Genomic DNA, 15,875 nt, shown 5'->3' on the forward strand with positions numbered 1-15,875 from the left:
GATGCCGACGGTGCCGTCCGGCGCCCTCACGGCCACCGGTGGCATGAGGAGGCAGGACACATGACAGTGAAGGTCGCGGCGGGCACAGGAGACGCCGGAACCCGTTTGCTCGCAGGGGCATCGGGTGTGGGCTTCATCCTCGCGATCTGCGGCTCGAATGCGATGACGCCGCTGCTGCCCGGTTACATGGACCGCCACGGCTTCGGGCCGGCCGCCGCCGCGGTCCTGTTCGCCACCTACTTCGTCGCGCTCATCGTGATCCTGCTGATCTCGGCTCGCGGTCCACTGATCCGGCACACGCGCAAGGTTCTGCCCATCGCGTTCATCACGGCGATCGTCGGCGACCTCGTGGAGATCGTCGGCGCCTGGTACCCGCTGCTGCTCTTCCCGGGCCGGCTGATGACGGGCGCCTCGGTGGCGCTGAGCACCGGTGCGGCCGCGGCGATGATGGTCGCCGCCCGCGGCGAGAAGGGCCGCGCGTTCATGGCGACCGGCTCGCTCATCGGTGCCGGGACCGGCCTCATCGCGGCGATCCTCATCGCCGTGTACCTGCCCTGGCAGTTGGTGACGGTCTACGCCATCCACGCGGTCGTGATGACGATCTGCCTCGGGTTCCTGTTCGCCGGATTGCGGGCTGCGCCGGATCTTCTTGCACCGGACCGTGACCCGGTGCCGGTGATGGTCGAACCGGGACTCGCCGACCCACCGTCGGCACACACCGGTGATCTCGACGTGGCGGTCCATTCGACCCGATCCCGCGACCCCGGCGCGTACCTCGTCGGGGCACTCGCATGGGCGATCGGCGCACTCGCGGTCGGGGCGATGCCGAATGCGATCCTCGCGACAGGCATCAGCGATTCGTTGCTCGTCGCCCAATGTGTCGGCGGCGCATGCCTGATCGTTTCGATGCTGGCCAACTTCGCCGGCGTGGGCCTGCGCGTCATCACTACTCTGCCGGCGGTGGCGCTGCTGCTGGCGGTCGGCTGGTCGATCGCGATTGCCGGGCTCGCGGTGGGCCGGCTCGAGGTCATCCTGCTGGGGACCGTCATCGGCGGCATCGGTCAGGCCGGCGGATATCGGGTCGCGTTGGCGTACATCACCATCGGACTCACGCCCATCCAGCAGGGCCGGGTGGCGGCGACGTTCTCGGCGTTCGCCTACAGCGGGGCAGGGGTGATGGTGGTGCTCGACGGTATCGCCGGAGAGCTGGGTGGAACCGTCGGCGGGGCCGTGGCGATCGGTGTGGTCTACTCGGTCACCTCGGCGGTCGCGATCGCGCTGGTGCTGCGTCGCACACGGTCGACGGGCACGCCCGCAGTGACCCGCGCCGCGGATCGAACGTCGGTGACATCGCAGGTCAGGTGATTCCCGGGCGACCACGTCGAGCATGTGCCTACGGTGGATGTCATGACACCCGCCGCACGCGTCTCCGGTCCGATCACCTGGCTCGCAGTGATTCTCGCAGTGGCGCAGGTGGTGGCGCCGGTTGTGCCGTTCTCCGGAATCGGTGCCTCACCCAACGAATCGACGACCGATCTGCTCATCACACCGGCAGGTTGGACGTTCTCCATCTGGAGCGTGATCTACCTGCTGTCGGTCGTCTTCGCGCTCGCGGTGGTGTGGAAGGGTGCGACGGGGACCGCAGATCCGCGGCGTCTCCTCATCGATCTCGAGATCGCCTTCGCGGGCGCGGCCATCTGGATTCTGGTGTCCGCGGCGGAGTGGACGGGGGTCACCCCGATCGTGTTGACCGTCATGACGGTGGTGCTGCTCGACGCCGCGCGCATCGCGGCGCGTCCCGCCGACGACGCGGCGCCCGGCTGGTTGCGCGTGCTCGCCCGCATCCTGGTCGGAATCTACGCCGCGTGGGCCACCGCAGCGGTGTTCCAGAACTGGGCGGCTGCGATCGGCGCCGACCTCGCCGATCCGCAGTCCCTCGGCTGGCAGCTCACGATTCTCATCGTGTGTGCTCTCTTCGGTCTCGCGGTCACCGCCGTGGTCGGTTCCGTGCTCGTCGCCTACCCGCTCACGCTGATCTGGGCGTTCCTCGGCATCCTGGCCACGGCGCAGGGCGAGACGACCGCCGTCGTGTGGGTCGCCATCGCCACGATCGTCGCGCTCGTGGTCACGACGGGCGTGGTGTTCGTGTCGCGGCGTCGAGGTGCTGGTGCCGTCTCACCTCCAAAGCCGGTCCGGCACTAGTCTTCGCGGGTCCGGCGGCTGCCGGCGTGCCAGTCTTCCTGCTCGGGCGTCTCGTCGTCGGTCACGCCGAACGCACGCAGTTGCGGCTTCTCCCGCAGGCTTCGCTTGAGTTCGGCGAACCCGGGGAAGCTCGCCAGCCCGATCACGTGGTCCCACAGGGTGACCGCGTCCTCATCGCTCGGCAGGCGACTGATGACGGGCCCGAAGAACGCCACGCCGTTCGGCGGCTGGAAATGGATGATCGGCGTGCCGACATCACGTCCGGTGAGGGCGAGTGCCTCGTCGGTCTCGGCCTGGATCTCCGCGTCGAAGCCGGTGTCCTCCAGCGCACCGACGTGATGGGTGGGTAACCCGAGCTCCTCCAGTACCGGGGTGAGGAAGTCGACGGTGCCGCGGTGGTCGGTGTTGTCGACCGTGTACGTGCCGGTGTGCTCCTCGAAGAACCTGGTGCCCAGTGCGACGTAGAACGGATCGACAGCGTCCCGCCCGTGCTCTCGGCGGATGCTCGCAGCGACGCGGAGCAGCCGGAGACCGGCGGTGTGCCCGGCCTCGTACTCGGGCGGGAAATGCGCGGCGTAGTCGATGTGTGAGTTCAGCAGCCGAAGCGAGATGAACCGCCAGTCGACGCTGTAGTCGCGCTGCGCCTGGACCTTGCGAACCCATTTGCTCGTCATCCACGCGAATGGGCACACGGGATCGAAATAGAAGTTGATGTCGGCGTCGGCCATGGTGCCGACGGTAGTCACGAAAAACGCCCCGGGTGAACGGATCACCCGGGGCGTTCTCGATTCGTACGGCGAGGACTAGATGTCGAGCGAAGCGAGCGCCTCGTTGAAGGTCTTGCTCGGACGCATGACCGACGCGGTCTTGTCCCAGTCCGGGTAGTAGTAACCGCCGATGTCGACCTGCTGGCCCTGGACGGAGTTCAGCTCCTCGACGATCTTCTCCTCGTTCGCGGCGAGGGTCTCGGCCAGCGGCGCGAACTGCTTGGCCAGCTCGGTGTCCTCGGTCTGGCCGGCCAGCTCCTGGGCCCAGTACAGGGCGAGGTAGAACTGGCTGCCGCGATTGTCGAGCTCACCGGTTTTGCGCGACGGGCCCTTGTCGTTCTCGAGCAGCTTGCCGGTCGCGGCGTCGAGCGCCTTGGCCAGGATCACCGCACGCTGGTCGTCGAACTTCTTGCCCACGTCCTCGAGGCTGACCGCGAGGGCGAGGAACTCACCCAGCGAGTCCCAGCGCAGGTGGTTCTCCTCGATGAGCTGCTTGACGTGCTTGGGTGCCGAACCGCCGGCACCGGTCTCGTAGAGACCGCCGCCGGCCATCAGCGGCACGATCGACAGCATCTTGGCGCTGGTTCCGAGCTCCAGGATCGGGAAGAGGTCGGTGAGGTAGTCGCGCAGGATGTTGCCGGTCGCCGAGATGGTGTCCAAGCCGCGGACGACGCGCTCGAGGGTGTACCGCATGGCGCGGACCTGCGACATGATCTGGATGTCCAGACCCTCGGTGTCGTGTTCGGGAAGATACTTGTGGACCTTCTTGATCAGCTCGTTCTCGTGCGGGCGGTACGGGTCGAGCCAGAACAGGACCGGCATGCCCGAGTCGCGGCATCGGTTGACGGCCAGCTTGATCCAGTCCTGGATCGGGGCGTCCTTCACGATGCAGAGGCGCCAGATGTCGCCCTCTTCGACGGTCTGGGTCAGCAGGACCTCACCGGTCTCGATGTCGGTGATGTTGGCGGTGCCGCCGACCGGGACCTCGAAGGTCTTGTCGTGCGAGCCGTACTCCTCGGCCTTCTGCGCCATCAAGCCGACGTTGGGGACGGTGCCCATCGTCGTGGGATCGAACTGCCCGTTGGTCTTACAGAAGTTGATCATCTCCTGGTAGATGCGGGAGAAGGTCGACTCCGGGTTGACCGCCTTGGTGTCCTTGAGGCGTCCGTCGGCGCCGTACATCTTGCCGCCGGCGCGGATCATCGCGGGCATCGAGGCGTCGACGATGACGTCGCTGGGGGAGTGGAAGTTCGAGATGCCGCGGGCCGAGTCGACCATGGCCAGCTCGGGACGGTGCTCGTGGCACTTGTGCAGGTCGTCGATGATCTCCTCGCGCTGGGCGCTGGGGAGCGACTCGATCTTGCTGTACAGATCCGACAGGCCGTTGTTGACGTTGACGCCGAGCTCGTCGAACAGTGCGCCGTGCTTCTCGAAGGCGTCGCGGTAGAAGACCTTGACCGCGTGGCCGAAGACGATGGGGTGCGAAACGCGCATCATCGTCGCCTTGACGTGGAGCGAGAACATGACGCCGGTCTTGTAGGCGTCCTCGATCTGCTCTTCGTAGAACTTGATGAGCGCCTTCTTGCTCATGAACATGCTGTCGATGACGTCGCCGTCGGTGATGTCGACCTCGGGCTTGAGGATCAGCGTCTCGCTGCCGTCGTCCGGGATGAGTTCCATGTTGACCTTGCGGTCGCCTTCGACGGTCATCGACTTCTCACCGTGGTAGAAGTCGCCCTCGCGCATGTGTGCGACATGGGTACGCGATGCCATCGACCACTCGCCCATGCTGTGCGGGTGCTTGCGCGCGTACTCCTTCACGGCCTTCGGCGCGCGGCGATCGGAGTTGCCCTCACGCAGAACCGGGTTGACCGCGCTGCCCAGGCACTTGGTGTACCGGTCGCGGATCGCCTGCTCTTCCTCGTTCTTCGGGTTGCCGGGGAAGTCGGGAAGGTCGTAGCCCTTTTCTTGCAGTTCCTTGATCGCGGCGAGGAGCTGCGGCACCGAGGCACTGATGTTGGGGAGCTTGATGATGTTGGTGTCGGGTTCCTGGGTGAGCTTGCCCAGTTCGCCGAGGTTGTCGGTGACCTTCTGGTCTTCGGGGAGGAGATCGGAGAACTCGGCGAGGATGCGCGCAGCGACCGAGATGTCGCTGGTCTCGACTTCGATGCCGGCCGCTCCGGCGAACGTGCGCACCACCGGTAAAAACGCGTGGGTGGCGAGCATGGGGGCTTCGTCGGTCAACGTGTAGATGATGGTCGGCTTCTGGGTGCTCATGCCTGATGTTCTCGATTCTGTCTGTATTAACCGGTGTCGCCGGCGACCTTGTGAGTCAGGCTTCACCGATACCACGCTTGCGGTGTGCTCGTGTGACAACTACTCCCCGATTCTGCCCCCTGTGATCAGCCTCGCGTTCAGGGGCCTCGGGTCTTGTGGTTTGATGCCGCCGGGGCGGGGGCGCCCCGGCGCTCGTGAAACCGGCGTCGATGCAGGTAGTTCACATTCTCTCGCGTTCGACGTGACTCCGCGCGTGGGCGATGGCCTCGTCGAGGGTGTCGACGAGATGGTTGTCGTGGCGTAGCGAGTCGAAGACCCCGACCCCTTCGAGGAGTTCGAGGTGTTCGTGCTGGACGCCCTTGATGATGACGGTGATCCCGCGCTTCTCGAGTTCGGCGACGATCTCGGCCATCGAGTGGGCGCCCGTCGCGTCGAGCATGCCGAGGCGGGACATCCGGATGATGACGACCGACACCGACTCGTTGCGGTCGGCGCCTTCGGCGATGGTCGTCGAGATCCTCTCGGCGGCGCCGAAGAACATCGCGCCGTCGAGCCGGAGCAACGCGATCCGCTCGTCGCCGGGGTGCGGTTCACCGGGGAGGGGCTCGCGGGTCACACTCGCCCGCTGCGCCACCTGGCGGAGGGCGAAGAACGCGGCCACGACGATGCCGATCTGGACGGCTTCGATGAGGTCGAGGGTGACGGTGATGATCGCGGTGATGACGAAGATCAGCGCGTCCGAGCGGGTCGATCGCAGGATCGCGCGGACGGTACCGGCCGACACCATGCGGAACGCGGTCACCATGAGCACCCCGGCCAGCGCGGCGAGGGGGATCGTCGAGACCGGCCCGGTCGCCAGATAGACGACGGCGAGGAGCAGCAGTGAATGCACGATCGCGGCGACCCGGGTGCGGGCGCCGGACCGGACGTTGACCGCGGTGCGGGCGATAGCGCCGGTCGCGGGCATACCGCCGAACAGGCCCGACGCGATCGAGGCCAGGCCCTGACCGGAGAGTTCGCGGTCGGGGTCGTAGGGGCCCGTCGGCGACATGGTGGCCGCGACCCGCGCAGACAGCAGTGACTCGATCGCGGCGAGTGCTGCGATGGCGACCGCGGCGCCGAGGACCGACTGCAGCATGGCCGGGTCGACGTGCGGGATCGATGGCGTGGGCAGCGACGACGGCAACTCGCCGATGCTGGCGACGTCGAAGAGGTCGGTGAAGTGGACGATCAGGGTGACGACGATGACGGCGGTGAGGGACTCGGGGATGCCGCGGTGGATGCGCGGCAGCACGACCATGATCACGGCGACCATCGCGACGACGGCCAGTGCGGGCCAGGCGGCCGTCCAGTCGGCGTGCACGACGACGTCGACGGCGGCGTTGAGGGTGCGCTCGCCGGCCGGGGCGGCAGTGCCGAATGCGGCCGGTACCTGCTGCAGGAAGATGATGGCGGCGATGCCGAGGGTGAACCCCTCGATGACCGGCCACGGGATGAACGTGACGGCGCGACCGAGACCGAGGACACCGGCGATCAGCACCAGGACCCCGGCCAGAATGGTGACGATCGCGATGCTGCCCAGACCGTGTTCGGCGACGATGGGCGCGAGGATGACGGCCATCGCGCCGGTGGGGCCCGAGACCTGGACGTGCGAGCCACCGAAGATCGCGGCGACGAGTCCGGCGACGACGGCGGTGATCAGGCCGGCGGCGGCGCCGACACCCGAACTGATGCCGAATGCCAGGGCCAGCGGGAGGGCGACGACGCCGACCGTGATGCCCGCGACGATGTCGGCGCGCCAACTGCGTCGGAGTCCCGTGTAGTCGCTGCGGCGGGGCAGGAATCCGGCGACCCGGGAGAGGGTGCCGGCGATCGCGGTACTCACTTCCGGGTCACCGGTGGCAGTGAGGAGATGGCATCGAACTGCTCGCGCTGCGCGTCGAGGGTGTCGATCAGGAATGTGCGCGCGATGACCAGGAGGTCGGAGATCTTCGGGTGGGCGAGTTCGTAGAAGACGGCGTTGCCGACCCGGTTCGCGGTGACCACGCGGTTCCGCTTGAGGACGCCCAGATGCTGGGACAGCAGCGTCGGCTCGAGGTCGGTGGCGGCCAGGAGTTCACTGACCGGCGTCGGATCACCGTTGGCGCTGAGGACCTCGAGGACACGGATACGTGCGGGGTGCGCGAGGGCCTTGAACAGGTTGGCCTTGATCTCGTACAGCGGCTTGTCGGGGCCGGTATCGGTCACGGGTACTCCAGCGGCGATCGGTGGGCGCAGGTGGTCCAGGTGATGGATTGACGGATTGAGAAACTCTTCAATCCATACTATAACCGGTCCCCGACACGGAAGCACCCCGCGGCCCTGGTCCGCGGGGTGCCCCCGATCGATCAGGCTGGATCAGCCCAGATCGAAACGATCATTGTTCGACACCTTCACCCACGCCTTGACGAAGTCGTTGACGAAACGCTCTGCCGAATCCTCCTGAGCGTAGACCTCGGAGAGCGCGCGGAGCTGCGAGTGGGAACCGAACACCAGGTCGGCGGTGGTCGCCGTCCACTTGGTCTCACCGGACGCGCGGTCGACGACCTCGTAGACGTTCTCGTCGGTGCCCGACTTCCACTCGTAACCCATGTCGAGGACATTGCGGAAGAAGTCGGTCGTCAGGACGCCCGGGCGGTCGGTGAACACGCCGTGCTTCGATCCGCTGTAGTTGACGTCGAGGACACGGAGACCACCGATGAGCACGGTGAGCTCCGGGGCGGTCAGATCGAGCATGTAGGCACGTTCGAGGAGCAACTCCTCCAGCGGTGCCTTCTCGCCGCCACGGCTGTAGTTGCGGAAACCGTCGGCGCGAGGTTCGAGAACCTCGAACGAGTCGACGTCGGTGCTCTCCTGCGAGGCGTCGGTGCGTCCCGGTGTGAACGGCACGGTGACCGGGAATCCGGCTGCCTCCGCGGCCTTCTCGACCGCGGCCGCGCCGCCGAGGATGATGAGGTCGGCCAGGGAGACCTTCTTGCCGCCGGCGGCGGAGTCGTTGAAGTCCTTCTGGACCTGCTCGTACACCGGCAGCACCTTGGCGAGCTCGCCCGGCTCGTTGATCTCCCAGTTCTTCTGGGGTTCGAGGCGGATGCGTGCGCCGTTGGCGCCGCCGCGCTTGTCGGTGCTGCGGAAGCTGGCTGCCGACGCCCACGAGGTCTTCAGCAGCTGCGTCGGCGAAAGTGCCTCCAGCAGCTTGCCCTTCAGCGACGCGGCGTCGGCGTCGTCGATCAGTTCGTGGTCGACGGCGGGCACGGGGTCCTGCCAGATCTGCGGCTCGGGAACCCAGGGGCCGAGGTAGCGGCTGACCGGACCGAGGTCGCGGTGGAGCAACTTGTACCAGGCCTTGGCGAAGGCCTCCTCGAGCTCCTCGGGGTGGTCGAGCCAGCGGCGCGTGATGTCGGCGTAGATCGGCGACTCGCGCATCGAGACGTCGGTGACCAGCATCGTCGGCGCACGTCCGGGACCGCCGAACGGGTCGGGAATCGTGCCCGCGCCCGCACCGTCCTTGGCGACGTACTGCCAGGCGCCGGCCGGGCTCTTCTGCAGTTCCCACTCGTAGCCGTACAGGATCTCGAGGAAGCTGTTGTCCCACTGGGTCGGTGTGTTGGTCCAGACGACCTCGAGGCCACTGGTGATGGTGTCCTCCGCCTTGCCGCTGCCGTAGCTGGACTTCCAGCCCAGGCCCTGCTGCTCGATCGGCGCGGCCTCGGGCTCGGGGCCGACGAGGCTCGCGTCGCCGGCGCCGTGGGTCTTGCCGAAGGTGTGACCGCCGATGATGAGCGCGGCGGTCTCCTCATCGTTCATGGCCATACGGGAAAACGTCTCGCGGATGTCGTAGGCCGCGGCGACCGGGTCCGGCTTGCCTTCGGGCCCTTCGGGATTCACATAGATGAGGCCCATCGTGGTGGCGCCCAGCGGCTTGGCGAGGTCGCGCTCGCCGGAGTAGCGCTTGTCGGTGCCCTTCCAGGTGTCCTCAGGGCCCCAGAACACCTCCTCCGGCTCCCAGATGTCCGCGCGTCCGAAGCCGAAGCCGAAGGTCTTGAAGCCCATCGACTCCAGGGCGACGTTGCCGGCGAACACCAGCAGGTCGGCCCAGGACAGCTTGGTGCCGTACTTCTGCTTGACCGGCCACAGCAGGCGACGCGCCTTGTCCAGGTTCGCGTTGTCGGGCCAGCTGTTGAGCGGGGCGAAGCGCTGCGCACCCTGACCGCCGCCGCCGCGGCCGTCGTAGATGCGGTAGGTGCCGGCCGCGTGCCAGCTCATGCGGATGAACAGGCCGCCGTAGTGGCCGTAGTCCGCCGGCCACCAGTCCTGCGACTGGGTCATGATCGAGACGAGGTCGGCCTTGAGTGCCTCGACGTCGAGCTTCGCGAATTCCTTCTTGTAGTCGAAGTCCGCGCCGAGCGGGTTGGACAGCGGGGAATGCGCATGAAGCTTCTGCAGATCGATCTGCTCGGGCCACCAGTCCTTGTTGGTCAGCGGCGCATGCGCTTTCGGCTCCGGCGACGGGATCGCCGGGTTCTCGCTCTCGCTGTTGCTCTGAGTGTCGGCGGGGTTGGGCGGGCGGCTGTCGGAGGTCACGACATTCCTTTCGATGGTGGAACCGATTGGGCTGCGATCACGGGCGTGATCAAATCGGGGCTGAACTGACGCAATCCGGGCAGAGCCCCCAGTAGATGACCTCGGCCTCGTCGAGGACGAAACCGTGATCGTGGGAGGCGGTGAGGCACGGCGCCTCACCGATCGCGCAGTCGACGTCCTCGACGGTTCCGCACGAGCGACAGACGACGTGGTGATGGTTGTCGCCGGTGCGGAATTCGTAGAGCGACACCGAACCCGACGGTTGGATCCGCCGGATGAGACCGGTTTCGGTCAGCGCCCGCAGGACGTCGTAGACGGCCTGGCGAGACACCGTGGGCAGCGTCTGGCGGACGATGCCGTAGATGGTCTCGGTGTCGGTGTGGGGATGTTCGTCGACTGCATGCATGACCGTCACCCGTGGTTGGGTGACTCGAAGGTCCGCGGCCCGGAGTTGCTGGGCATAGTCCGATGTCGATGCCACGCGACCACCATAGGCACACCGCCTACGAGTTCACGGCGTTTTTCTGGATCTGATCAAAACTCCGTGAGAACAGGAGGTTTACACCGATCAGCGCAGGGAGATCGTGACGCGGTCGGGGCGCAGGTAGTCCTCCGGGTCGCGGAGATAGCGGACCTCGGGACGTGCGTCGATGGTCTTCAGGGCGTCGAAGAAGGCCCGCTCGCGGTTGACCGCGGGGGTCGCGATGACCGGGAACCAGTCGTCGTGGTGGTTGGGCACAAAGATTTTCGGGCGCAGTGCGTCGATGTAATGCAGCGGGTCGCCCAGGCCGTTGGTGATCTCGTTGAAGCCCTGGATGGCGCCGACGTGCAGGTCGACGGGGCCGAGGTCGCGGAGGCCGGCGAGGATCGCCCGGCCGCCGGGATCCTGGCTCACCGGACCGACCGAGTCGTTCCAGACGATCCGCCGGCCGCCGACGGAGAAGGCGTAGAGGACCGCGCCGCCCTCCGGGTCGTTCAGGTGTCCGGCGAGACGGCCGAGTTCGTCCGCATGCGGCGGATCGGTGATCAGGCGGTCGCTCGGCGGGATGGGCAGCAGCGGGGGATGCTGCCCCGTGGGCGCCTTGAGGGTCGAATGGATGTTGCTCATCGCGGTGACCGTGATCCCGGGGATGCCCCGGTAGATCTGGGTGCTGCCGGGACGCGCACCGGCAGCGACCACCGCGTCGCAGGAGACGCCGGGCCGACGGAAGAACGCGCAGTGACCGGCCGACCCGACGAGGCGGGCACCGGACGCCTTCGCGATCTCGGAAGCATCGGCGGCATGGTCGAAGTGCCCGTGTCCGATCAAGATGTGCGACGGCTTGATCGCGGCGATCTGCGCGCGGGTCGTCGGGACCTGGTCGTGGTAGGCGTTGGGCACCCACGCGTCGGTGAGGAACACCTTGCCCGCCATGGCGACGGCGAAGCTCGAGACGCCGAACCAGGAGAAGATGACGCGGTCGTCACGGACCGCGCCGGTGGTCTGGTCGACGTTGTGGGCGCCGAACACGGCCGATCTGGCCGAGACCAGTGCGGAGTCGGCGCGGGCGCTGCCGACGCCCGGCAGCGAGGTGGCGACGACGGCCAGGAGCAGCGACAGGACGAGTACGACGCGACGGGGCATGAGTGGGGAGTCTACGGCTGCGGCAACCGGAGTCGTCCGGGTCGACCCCGATGCCGCCTACGACGCCTTGGCGCAGTCCGGTGCGTCGGCGTCCTGCGACAACGGCTTACCCGGAGGCGTCACGTACAGGAAGACGATGACCACCGGGACGTCGCCGACGTTCTTCCCCTCGTGGACGTGCTTCTTCCCTGGCGGATCGCTGAAGATGCTCCCGGTCGGGTAGATCGACGGTTTGCAGTCCGACTCCGGGTGGGTGAGCGTGCCCTGACGGACGAACGCGAACGTCTCGCCGTCATGGTAATGCCAGCCGGTGGTGCCGCCGGGCGCGATCGTGGTCTCGGTGACCTCGACGTGAGCTCCCTGCGGGATGAACGGCACGAGTCCGACCGGGATGTCGGTGTGGGCCAGTGTTCTCGACGAGACCCCGGTGGAGGCGGTGGCGTTCGCTGTCGCGGGGCCGACGAAGACGGGTGCCAGGAGTGCGGCTGCGGCGACGGCGGCGCCGGCAACTGCGCGGATGGTTCGGGTCATCGGGCGACGGTACGTCGGGCCGATGTCCTTGACCTGCGGTTACACCGATTCGTTCCCGTTTCGTTAGGGCCGCCGGGTGCCTAGTCCTGTGCGCAGGGCGGTGCCGCGGCGTCGTCGGACAACGGCTTGCCGGGCGGCATCACGTAGAGGACGTCGAGGATCACCGGGACGGTGCCGAGGTTGGTGCCCTCATGGGTGTTGACCTTCCCGCCGGGCTCCTCGATGATCTGGCCCGCCTGGTAGACGACCGGCTTGCAGTCCGCTCCCGGGTGGGTGAGAGTGCCCTGTCGGACGAAGCCGTAGATCTGGGCGTCGTGGTAGTGCCAGCCGGTGGTGCCGCCGGGGGCGATGGTGATCTCGCGGACCTCGACGTGAGCTCCCTGGGGAATGAACGGCAGGAGTCCGGCCGGGATGTCGGTGTGGGCGAGGGTGACCGCCGAAATCCCGGACGAGGGAGTCGCATTCGCGGCGACCGGGCCGAGGAGTACAGGTGTGAGGAGTGCCGCCGCAGCGAGGGTGGTGAGTGTCGTGGTGCGGAAGGTCATTGCGCGAGATTACGACGGAACGATGCGCGTGAGCTGCGGTTTCGCGATTTCCGCTCACTCGCTCCGTTCGCGCTCACCGGATGTCGTGAGCGGTAACGGATCCCGTGAGCACAACTCAGACGAGCGGAAGCCCGAGCCGGCAACGAAGGCGGACGTCGCGCAGGAGGATGTGAAAACCGATCTGCGACAACCACAATGGTTTCCGGCGCTCGGCCTCGACGAGTTTGCCGACATAGGCGTCGAACCACTTCTGGTCCGCGTCCGTCCATTCGACGCGCAGCGCCTCGCGGAAGGGTCCGGGCAGGTAGCCGATGGTCCGGCGGAGCTTGACCGGACCGTAGCGGTCCTGGACGGCCTTGGGCGCGTAGCCGAAGTTGGCGATGTCGAGGAGGAACTCCCGGATCTCGTCGCTGATCTCGATGCGGGCGACCTGGGAATCCCAGTACTCGTCGAAGGCCTCGCGGCTCTCCGGCCACGCCTCGGCAGGCATCTGTAGCGTCGTACCGCACACCTTGCCCTGCTGGTAGAACTCTTCGCGTTCGGCGCCCCGCAGCGATCCGTGGACGCGCTCGTAGATGTCCTCCCACCCGACGTACAGGCAGGCGGCGACCCAGAGTTGGAGGTCAGGGTTCATCGCGTTGTACTCGACCGGGCTGTCGGATTCCGACCGCACCTGGGCGTGCTGGCCGTTGACCGCCTGGCGATAGCGGCGACGGTCGTCGGCGTTGCCCATCGCGGCGATCGCCAGGTACGACGCGGTAGTACGGGCCCGCTTCACCGGGTGCTTGTCGAGGCGACCGTTCTCCACCTTGCTGCGGGCGACGCCGTAGCCGACGGCGGGGTTGGCGAGCTGCATGATCACGTTGGTCGTGCTCATGGTCTGCCCCATCGACAGCAGGGACTTCGCGAAGAAACTGCTGTCGATGTTGTCCATCTCGACTCGCGTCATCTTGCGTTTCTGCTGAGACATCGGCCCCCCCGGGATCGGTGCTGCACGTGCCACGATAATGTGACAACAGGTGTGATCAAATGTGGCAGATCGGCGGGATCGTGTCAACGATCCGGGTGCAGAGCTGCAGACATACGACGACGGCCGCCATCCGATGGGATGGCGGCCGTCGTGTTGCCTGAACGTCGGATCAGTTGTCGATGCCGACCAGTTCCTTCGCGAGCTCGGCGAAACGGATCTCGATCGCCGAGACGACCCGCTGGCGGTTCTTGTGGTTCTCCTCGTAAGCGAGGGTCACCCGCAGATCGGCCGGCGTGGTGAGGTCCTTGACCGCGGCCACGGCATCGCCGACGTTGAGGTCGGTGTAGCCCTCGATCGGCAGGTCCTCGGCTTCGACGGTGCCGGTGATCTCGCGGAGCTGGTGGAGTGCGTCCGCAGTACCCTTGGCGCCGTTGGCGCGGGCACTGTCCTCGACGGCCTCGAGTGCTGCGTCACGACCGGCTGCGACGGTCTTCGAGACCGCTGTGCCGGCGTTCTCGATGGCGTCGCCGGCGCGTGCAGCGGCATCCGCGGCGTCGTCGACGGCGCTCGCGAATCGGCTGCGTACCAACGCGATCGGATCGGGGATCTGTCGAGCGAAGTCGGCCGTCCGGTCGATGGCCCACGAGGCGCCGTTCGCCGGGGCGGTGAGCGCACGCGCCGCCAGTCCGCTGACCCACTGGGTCGGGCCTCGACGCAGTGCGGTCGGTCCGCCCAGGGCCTCTTCGGCGAGGACTGTGGTCAGCCACTCGACCGTCGCCGTGTGGGCGACGATCAGCTTTTCGGCGAGGTCGACGAGTTCCTTGTCCTCCTGGCCGGTGGCGAGTGCCTTGAGGTACGTCGAACGTGCCAGGAGTCGCTGCTCGAGGGCGAGATCGTCGAGAAGTGCCTCATCGAGCGGCTGGGCCTGCTCGACGACGGTCTTGGCCATGGCGCCGACGCGGCCGATCACGGGGCGGATCACGTCGACGAGTCCGCCGCGTTCGCGGAGGGCGGCCTCGATGGCCTCGGCGCGCAGCCGTGCGTTGTCGGCGTTCTGGGAGAGCTCCTTGCGGATCGCGCCGGTACGGGCCTGGGCCTGACGCGTCTCGGCGATCTGGATCTCGGTGTGGGTCATCGCGAGGATTGCGCGAAGTTGCTGGTGGACGGTGGTGGTCGAAACAGTCATCGGTCTCGTTCCCTTCTCATCCGCGGTGGATGTCTACGTCCGAGTGTTGCCACGACAGCAGCGGATGTAACCCGCGTATCGACATCGGAGGTGGGCGCTCGATCAAACCGGTTGCACACCAGACGATTACGTGACGAGTGAGGTGGGTCACACGGCGAAGACGGTTTGGTGCGAAACTCCCGAAGACGACAGAACGCCCCCGATCGACGCGGTGCGTCGTGTCGGGGGCGTTCTGTCGGGATCGTCCCGAATGGATCAGTAGGTGTAGAAACCGCGTCCGGACTTACGCCCCAGGTGACCGGCGTCGACCATGCGGCGCAGCAGTGCCGGCGGCGCGAAGTGCGGCTCGGCGAACTCCTCGTAAAGCGATTCGGCGGCGGCGAGGGTGATGTCGAGGCCGATGGTGTCGACGAGGGTCAGCGGTCCCATCGGGTAGCCGCAGCCGCCCTTCATCGCAGTGTCGATGTCCTCGGCCGAGGCGTAACCGGAGTCGTACATCCGGATGGCCTGGCAGAGGTACGGGATGAGCAGCGCGTTGACGATGAAGCCCGAACGGTCGCCGGCGTTGACCGGGTTCTTGCCGAGGACGTCCTTGACGTAGGTACTGACCGCCTCGGCGGTCTCCGGCGCGGTGACCAGGGTCGAGATGATCTCGACCAGCGGCATCACGGGAACCGGGTTGAAGAAGTGGACGCCCACTACGCGCTCGGGGCGCTTGGTGGCGGTGGCGACCTTGATGATCGGGATCGACGAGGTGTTGGTGGCCAGGATGGTGTTCTCGCCGACGGCCTCGTCGAGGCGCGCGAAGATGTCGCGCTTGAGCTGCTCGTTCTCGGGTGCGGCTTCGATGACCAGGTCGCGGTCGGCGAGGTCGGCGTAATCGAGGCTGACGCGCAGGCGACCCAGAGCGGCGTCGGCGTCTTCCTGGCTGAGCTTGTTCTTGCTGACGGCGCGGGCCAGGGACTTCTCGACGCGCGCACGCGCGGCGTCGGCGAACTCCTGCTTGACCTCGATGATGACGACATCGCTGCCGGACTTCGCGCACACCTCCGCGATGCCAGCTCCCATGGTGCCGCCGCCGATGACGCCGATGTTCTGCACAGTAAAACCTCCGAGTCGAGTTACACGACAAACGGTAGTACGTCGGCTCGGC

General features: G+C 67.0%; 14 protein-coding genes. 2 read left to right on the forward strand and 12 right to left on the reverse strand.

The window, feature by feature from the left end; translation table 11 throughout:
- Window positions 1-60 precede the first annotated feature (60 nt).
- Both C5O27_RS07470 and C5O27_RS07475 read left to right on the forward strand, forming a co-directional pair.
- The gene (locus tag C5O27_RS07470; RefSeq protein WP_127962348.1) at window positions 61-1,365 is read left to right on the forward strand and encodes an MFS transporter; all 1,305 of its coding nucleotides are present in this window, start codon (window positions 61-63) and stop codon (window positions 1,363-1,365) included.
- Window positions 1,366-1,407: 42 nt separating this feature from the next.
- Complete coding sequence (locus tag C5O27_RS07475; protein ID WP_127962349.1) at window positions 1,408-2,202, forward strand: MFS transporter; 795 nt, start codon at window positions 1,408-1,410, stop codon at window positions 2,200-2,202.
- Here the strand turns inward: C5O27_RS07475 and C5O27_RS07480 are convergent.
- The 12 genes from C5O27_RS07480 to C5O27_RS07535 all read right to left on the reverse strand — a co-directional run bounded on the left by C5O27_RS07480 (window position 2,199) and on the right by C5O27_RS07535 (window position 15,823).
- Window positions 2,199-2,930, reverse strand: a complete 732-nt coding sequence (locus tag C5O27_RS07480) for a mycothiol-dependent nitroreductase Rv2466c family protein (protein WP_127962350.1) — start codon at window positions 2,928-2,930, stop codon at window positions 2,199-2,201. The two genes, C5O27_RS07475 and C5O27_RS07480, sit on opposite strands and share 4 nt — an antisense overlap.
- A gap of 75 nt (window positions 2,931-3,005) precedes the next feature.
- The gene (locus C5O27_RS07485) at window positions 3,006-5,246 is read right to left on the reverse strand and encodes an NADP-dependent isocitrate dehydrogenase (RefSeq protein ID WP_127962351.1); all 2,241 of its coding nucleotides are present in this window, start codon (window positions 5,244-5,246) and stop codon (window positions 3,006-3,008) included.
- A gap of 220 nt (window positions 5,247-5,466) precedes the next feature.
- Complete coding sequence (locus C5O27_RS07490; RefSeq protein ID WP_127962352.1) at window positions 5,467-7,131, reverse strand: SulP family inorganic anion transporter; 1,665 nt, start codon at window positions 7,129-7,131, stop codon at window positions 5,467-5,469.
- Window positions 7,128-7,493 carry an ArsR/SmtB family transcription factor gene (locus C5O27_RS07495; RefSeq protein ID WP_127962353.1) on the reverse strand — a complete coding sequence of 122 codons (366 nt, stop codon included), beginning with the start codon at window positions 7,491-7,493 and terminating at the stop codon, window positions 7,128-7,130. The genes C5O27_RS07490 and C5O27_RS07495 overlap by 4 nt, the downstream gene beginning before the upstream one ends.
- 150 nt (window positions 7,494-7,643) lie before the next feature.
- Window positions 7,644-9,866, reverse strand: a complete 2,223-nt coding sequence (gene katG, locus C5O27_RS07500; protein WP_127962354.1) for a catalase/peroxidase HPI — start codon at window positions 9,864-9,866, stop codon at window positions 7,644-7,646.
- A 49-nt stretch (window positions 9,867-9,915) separates the two neighbouring features.
- Window positions 9,916-10,347: a Fur family transcriptional regulator gene (locus C5O27_RS07505; protein ID WP_127962355.1), complete on the reverse strand. Its 432-nt coding sequence runs from the start codon at window positions 10,345-10,347 to the stop codon at window positions 9,916-9,918.
- Between the two features lie 87 nt (window positions 10,348-10,434).
- Window positions 10,435-11,490, reverse strand: coding sequence for an MBL fold metallo-hydrolase (locus C5O27_RS07510; protein WP_127962356.1), 1,056 nt, complete (start codon window positions 11,488-11,490; stop codon window positions 10,435-10,437).
- A 57-nt stretch (window positions 11,491-11,547) separates the two neighbouring features.
- Window positions 11,548-12,021, reverse strand: a complete 474-nt coding sequence (locus C5O27_RS07515; protein ID WP_127962357.1) for a cupin domain-containing protein — start codon at window positions 12,019-12,021, stop codon at window positions 11,548-11,550.
- A gap of 80 nt (window positions 12,022-12,101) precedes the next feature.
- Entirely contained in the window at window positions 12,102-12,566 is a 465-nt protein-coding gene (locus tag C5O27_RS07520) for a cupin domain-containing protein (RefSeq protein WP_127962358.1), read from the reverse strand.
- 115 nt (window positions 12,567-12,681) lie between these two features.
- Window positions 12,682-13,536: an oxygenase MpaB family protein gene (locus tag C5O27_RS07525; RefSeq protein WP_127962359.1), complete on the reverse strand. Its 855-nt coding sequence runs from the start codon at window positions 13,534-13,536 to the stop codon at window positions 12,682-12,684.
- A gap of 169 nt (window positions 13,537-13,705) precedes the next feature.
- On the reverse strand, window positions 13,706-14,722 hold the full coding sequence (locus C5O27_RS07530; RefSeq protein WP_127962360.1) for a ferritin-like domain-containing protein: 1,017 nt from the start codon (window positions 14,720-14,722) through the stop codon (window positions 13,706-13,708).
- 255 nt (window positions 14,723-14,977) lie between these two features.
- Window positions 14,978-15,823 carry a 3-hydroxybutyryl-CoA dehydrogenase gene (locus tag C5O27_RS07535; RefSeq protein ID WP_127962361.1) on the reverse strand — a complete coding sequence of 282 codons (846 nt, stop codon included), beginning with the start codon at window positions 15,821-15,823 and terminating at the stop codon, window positions 14,978-14,980.
- Window positions 15,824-15,875: the final 52 nt, after the last annotated feature.

This window comes from Gordonia alkanivorans, assembly GCF_004011905.1.
GTDB classification, from domain to species: Bacteria; Actinomycetota; Actinomycetes; order Mycobacteriales; family Mycobacteriaceae; genus Gordonia; species Gordonia alkanivorans.

Bases quoted from the DNA above. Each gene is read 5' to 3' on its own strand.
- C5O27_RS07470 (WP_127962348.1), top strand. From the start codon at position 61: ATGACAGTGAAGGTCGCGGCGGGCACAGGAGACGCCGGAACCCGTTTG.
- C5O27_RS07530 (WP_127962360.1), bottom strand. From the start codon at position 14,722: ATGACTGTTTCGACCACCACCGTCCACCAGCAACTTCGCGCAATCCTC.
- C5O27_RS07475 (WP_127962349.1), top strand. From the start codon at position 1,408: ATGACACCCGCCGCACGCGTCTCCGGTCCGATCACCTGGCTCGCAGTG.
- C5O27_RS07520 (WP_127962358.1), bottom strand. From the start codon at position 12,566: ATGACCTTCCGCACCACGACACTCACCACCCTCGCTGCGGCGGCACTC.
- C5O27_RS07485 (WP_127962351.1), bottom strand. From the start codon at position 5,246: ATGAGCACCCAGAAGCCGACCATCATCTACACGTTGACCGACGAAGCC.
- C5O27_RS07525 (WP_127962359.1), bottom strand. From the start codon at position 13,536: ATGTCTCAGCAGAAACGCAAGATGACGCGAGTCGAGATGGACAACATC.
- C5O27_RS07480 (WP_127962350.1), bottom strand. From the start codon at position 2,930: ATGGCCGACGCCGACATCAACTTCTATTTCGATCCCGTGTGCCCATTC.
- C5O27_RS07515 (WP_127962357.1), bottom strand. From the start codon at position 12,021: ATGACCCGAACCATCCGCGCAGTTGCCGGCGCCGCCGTCGCCGCAGCC.
- C5O27_RS07510 (WP_127962356.1), bottom strand. From the start codon at position 11,490: ATGCCCCGTCGCGTCGTACTCGTCCTGTCGCTGCTCCTGGCCGTCGTC.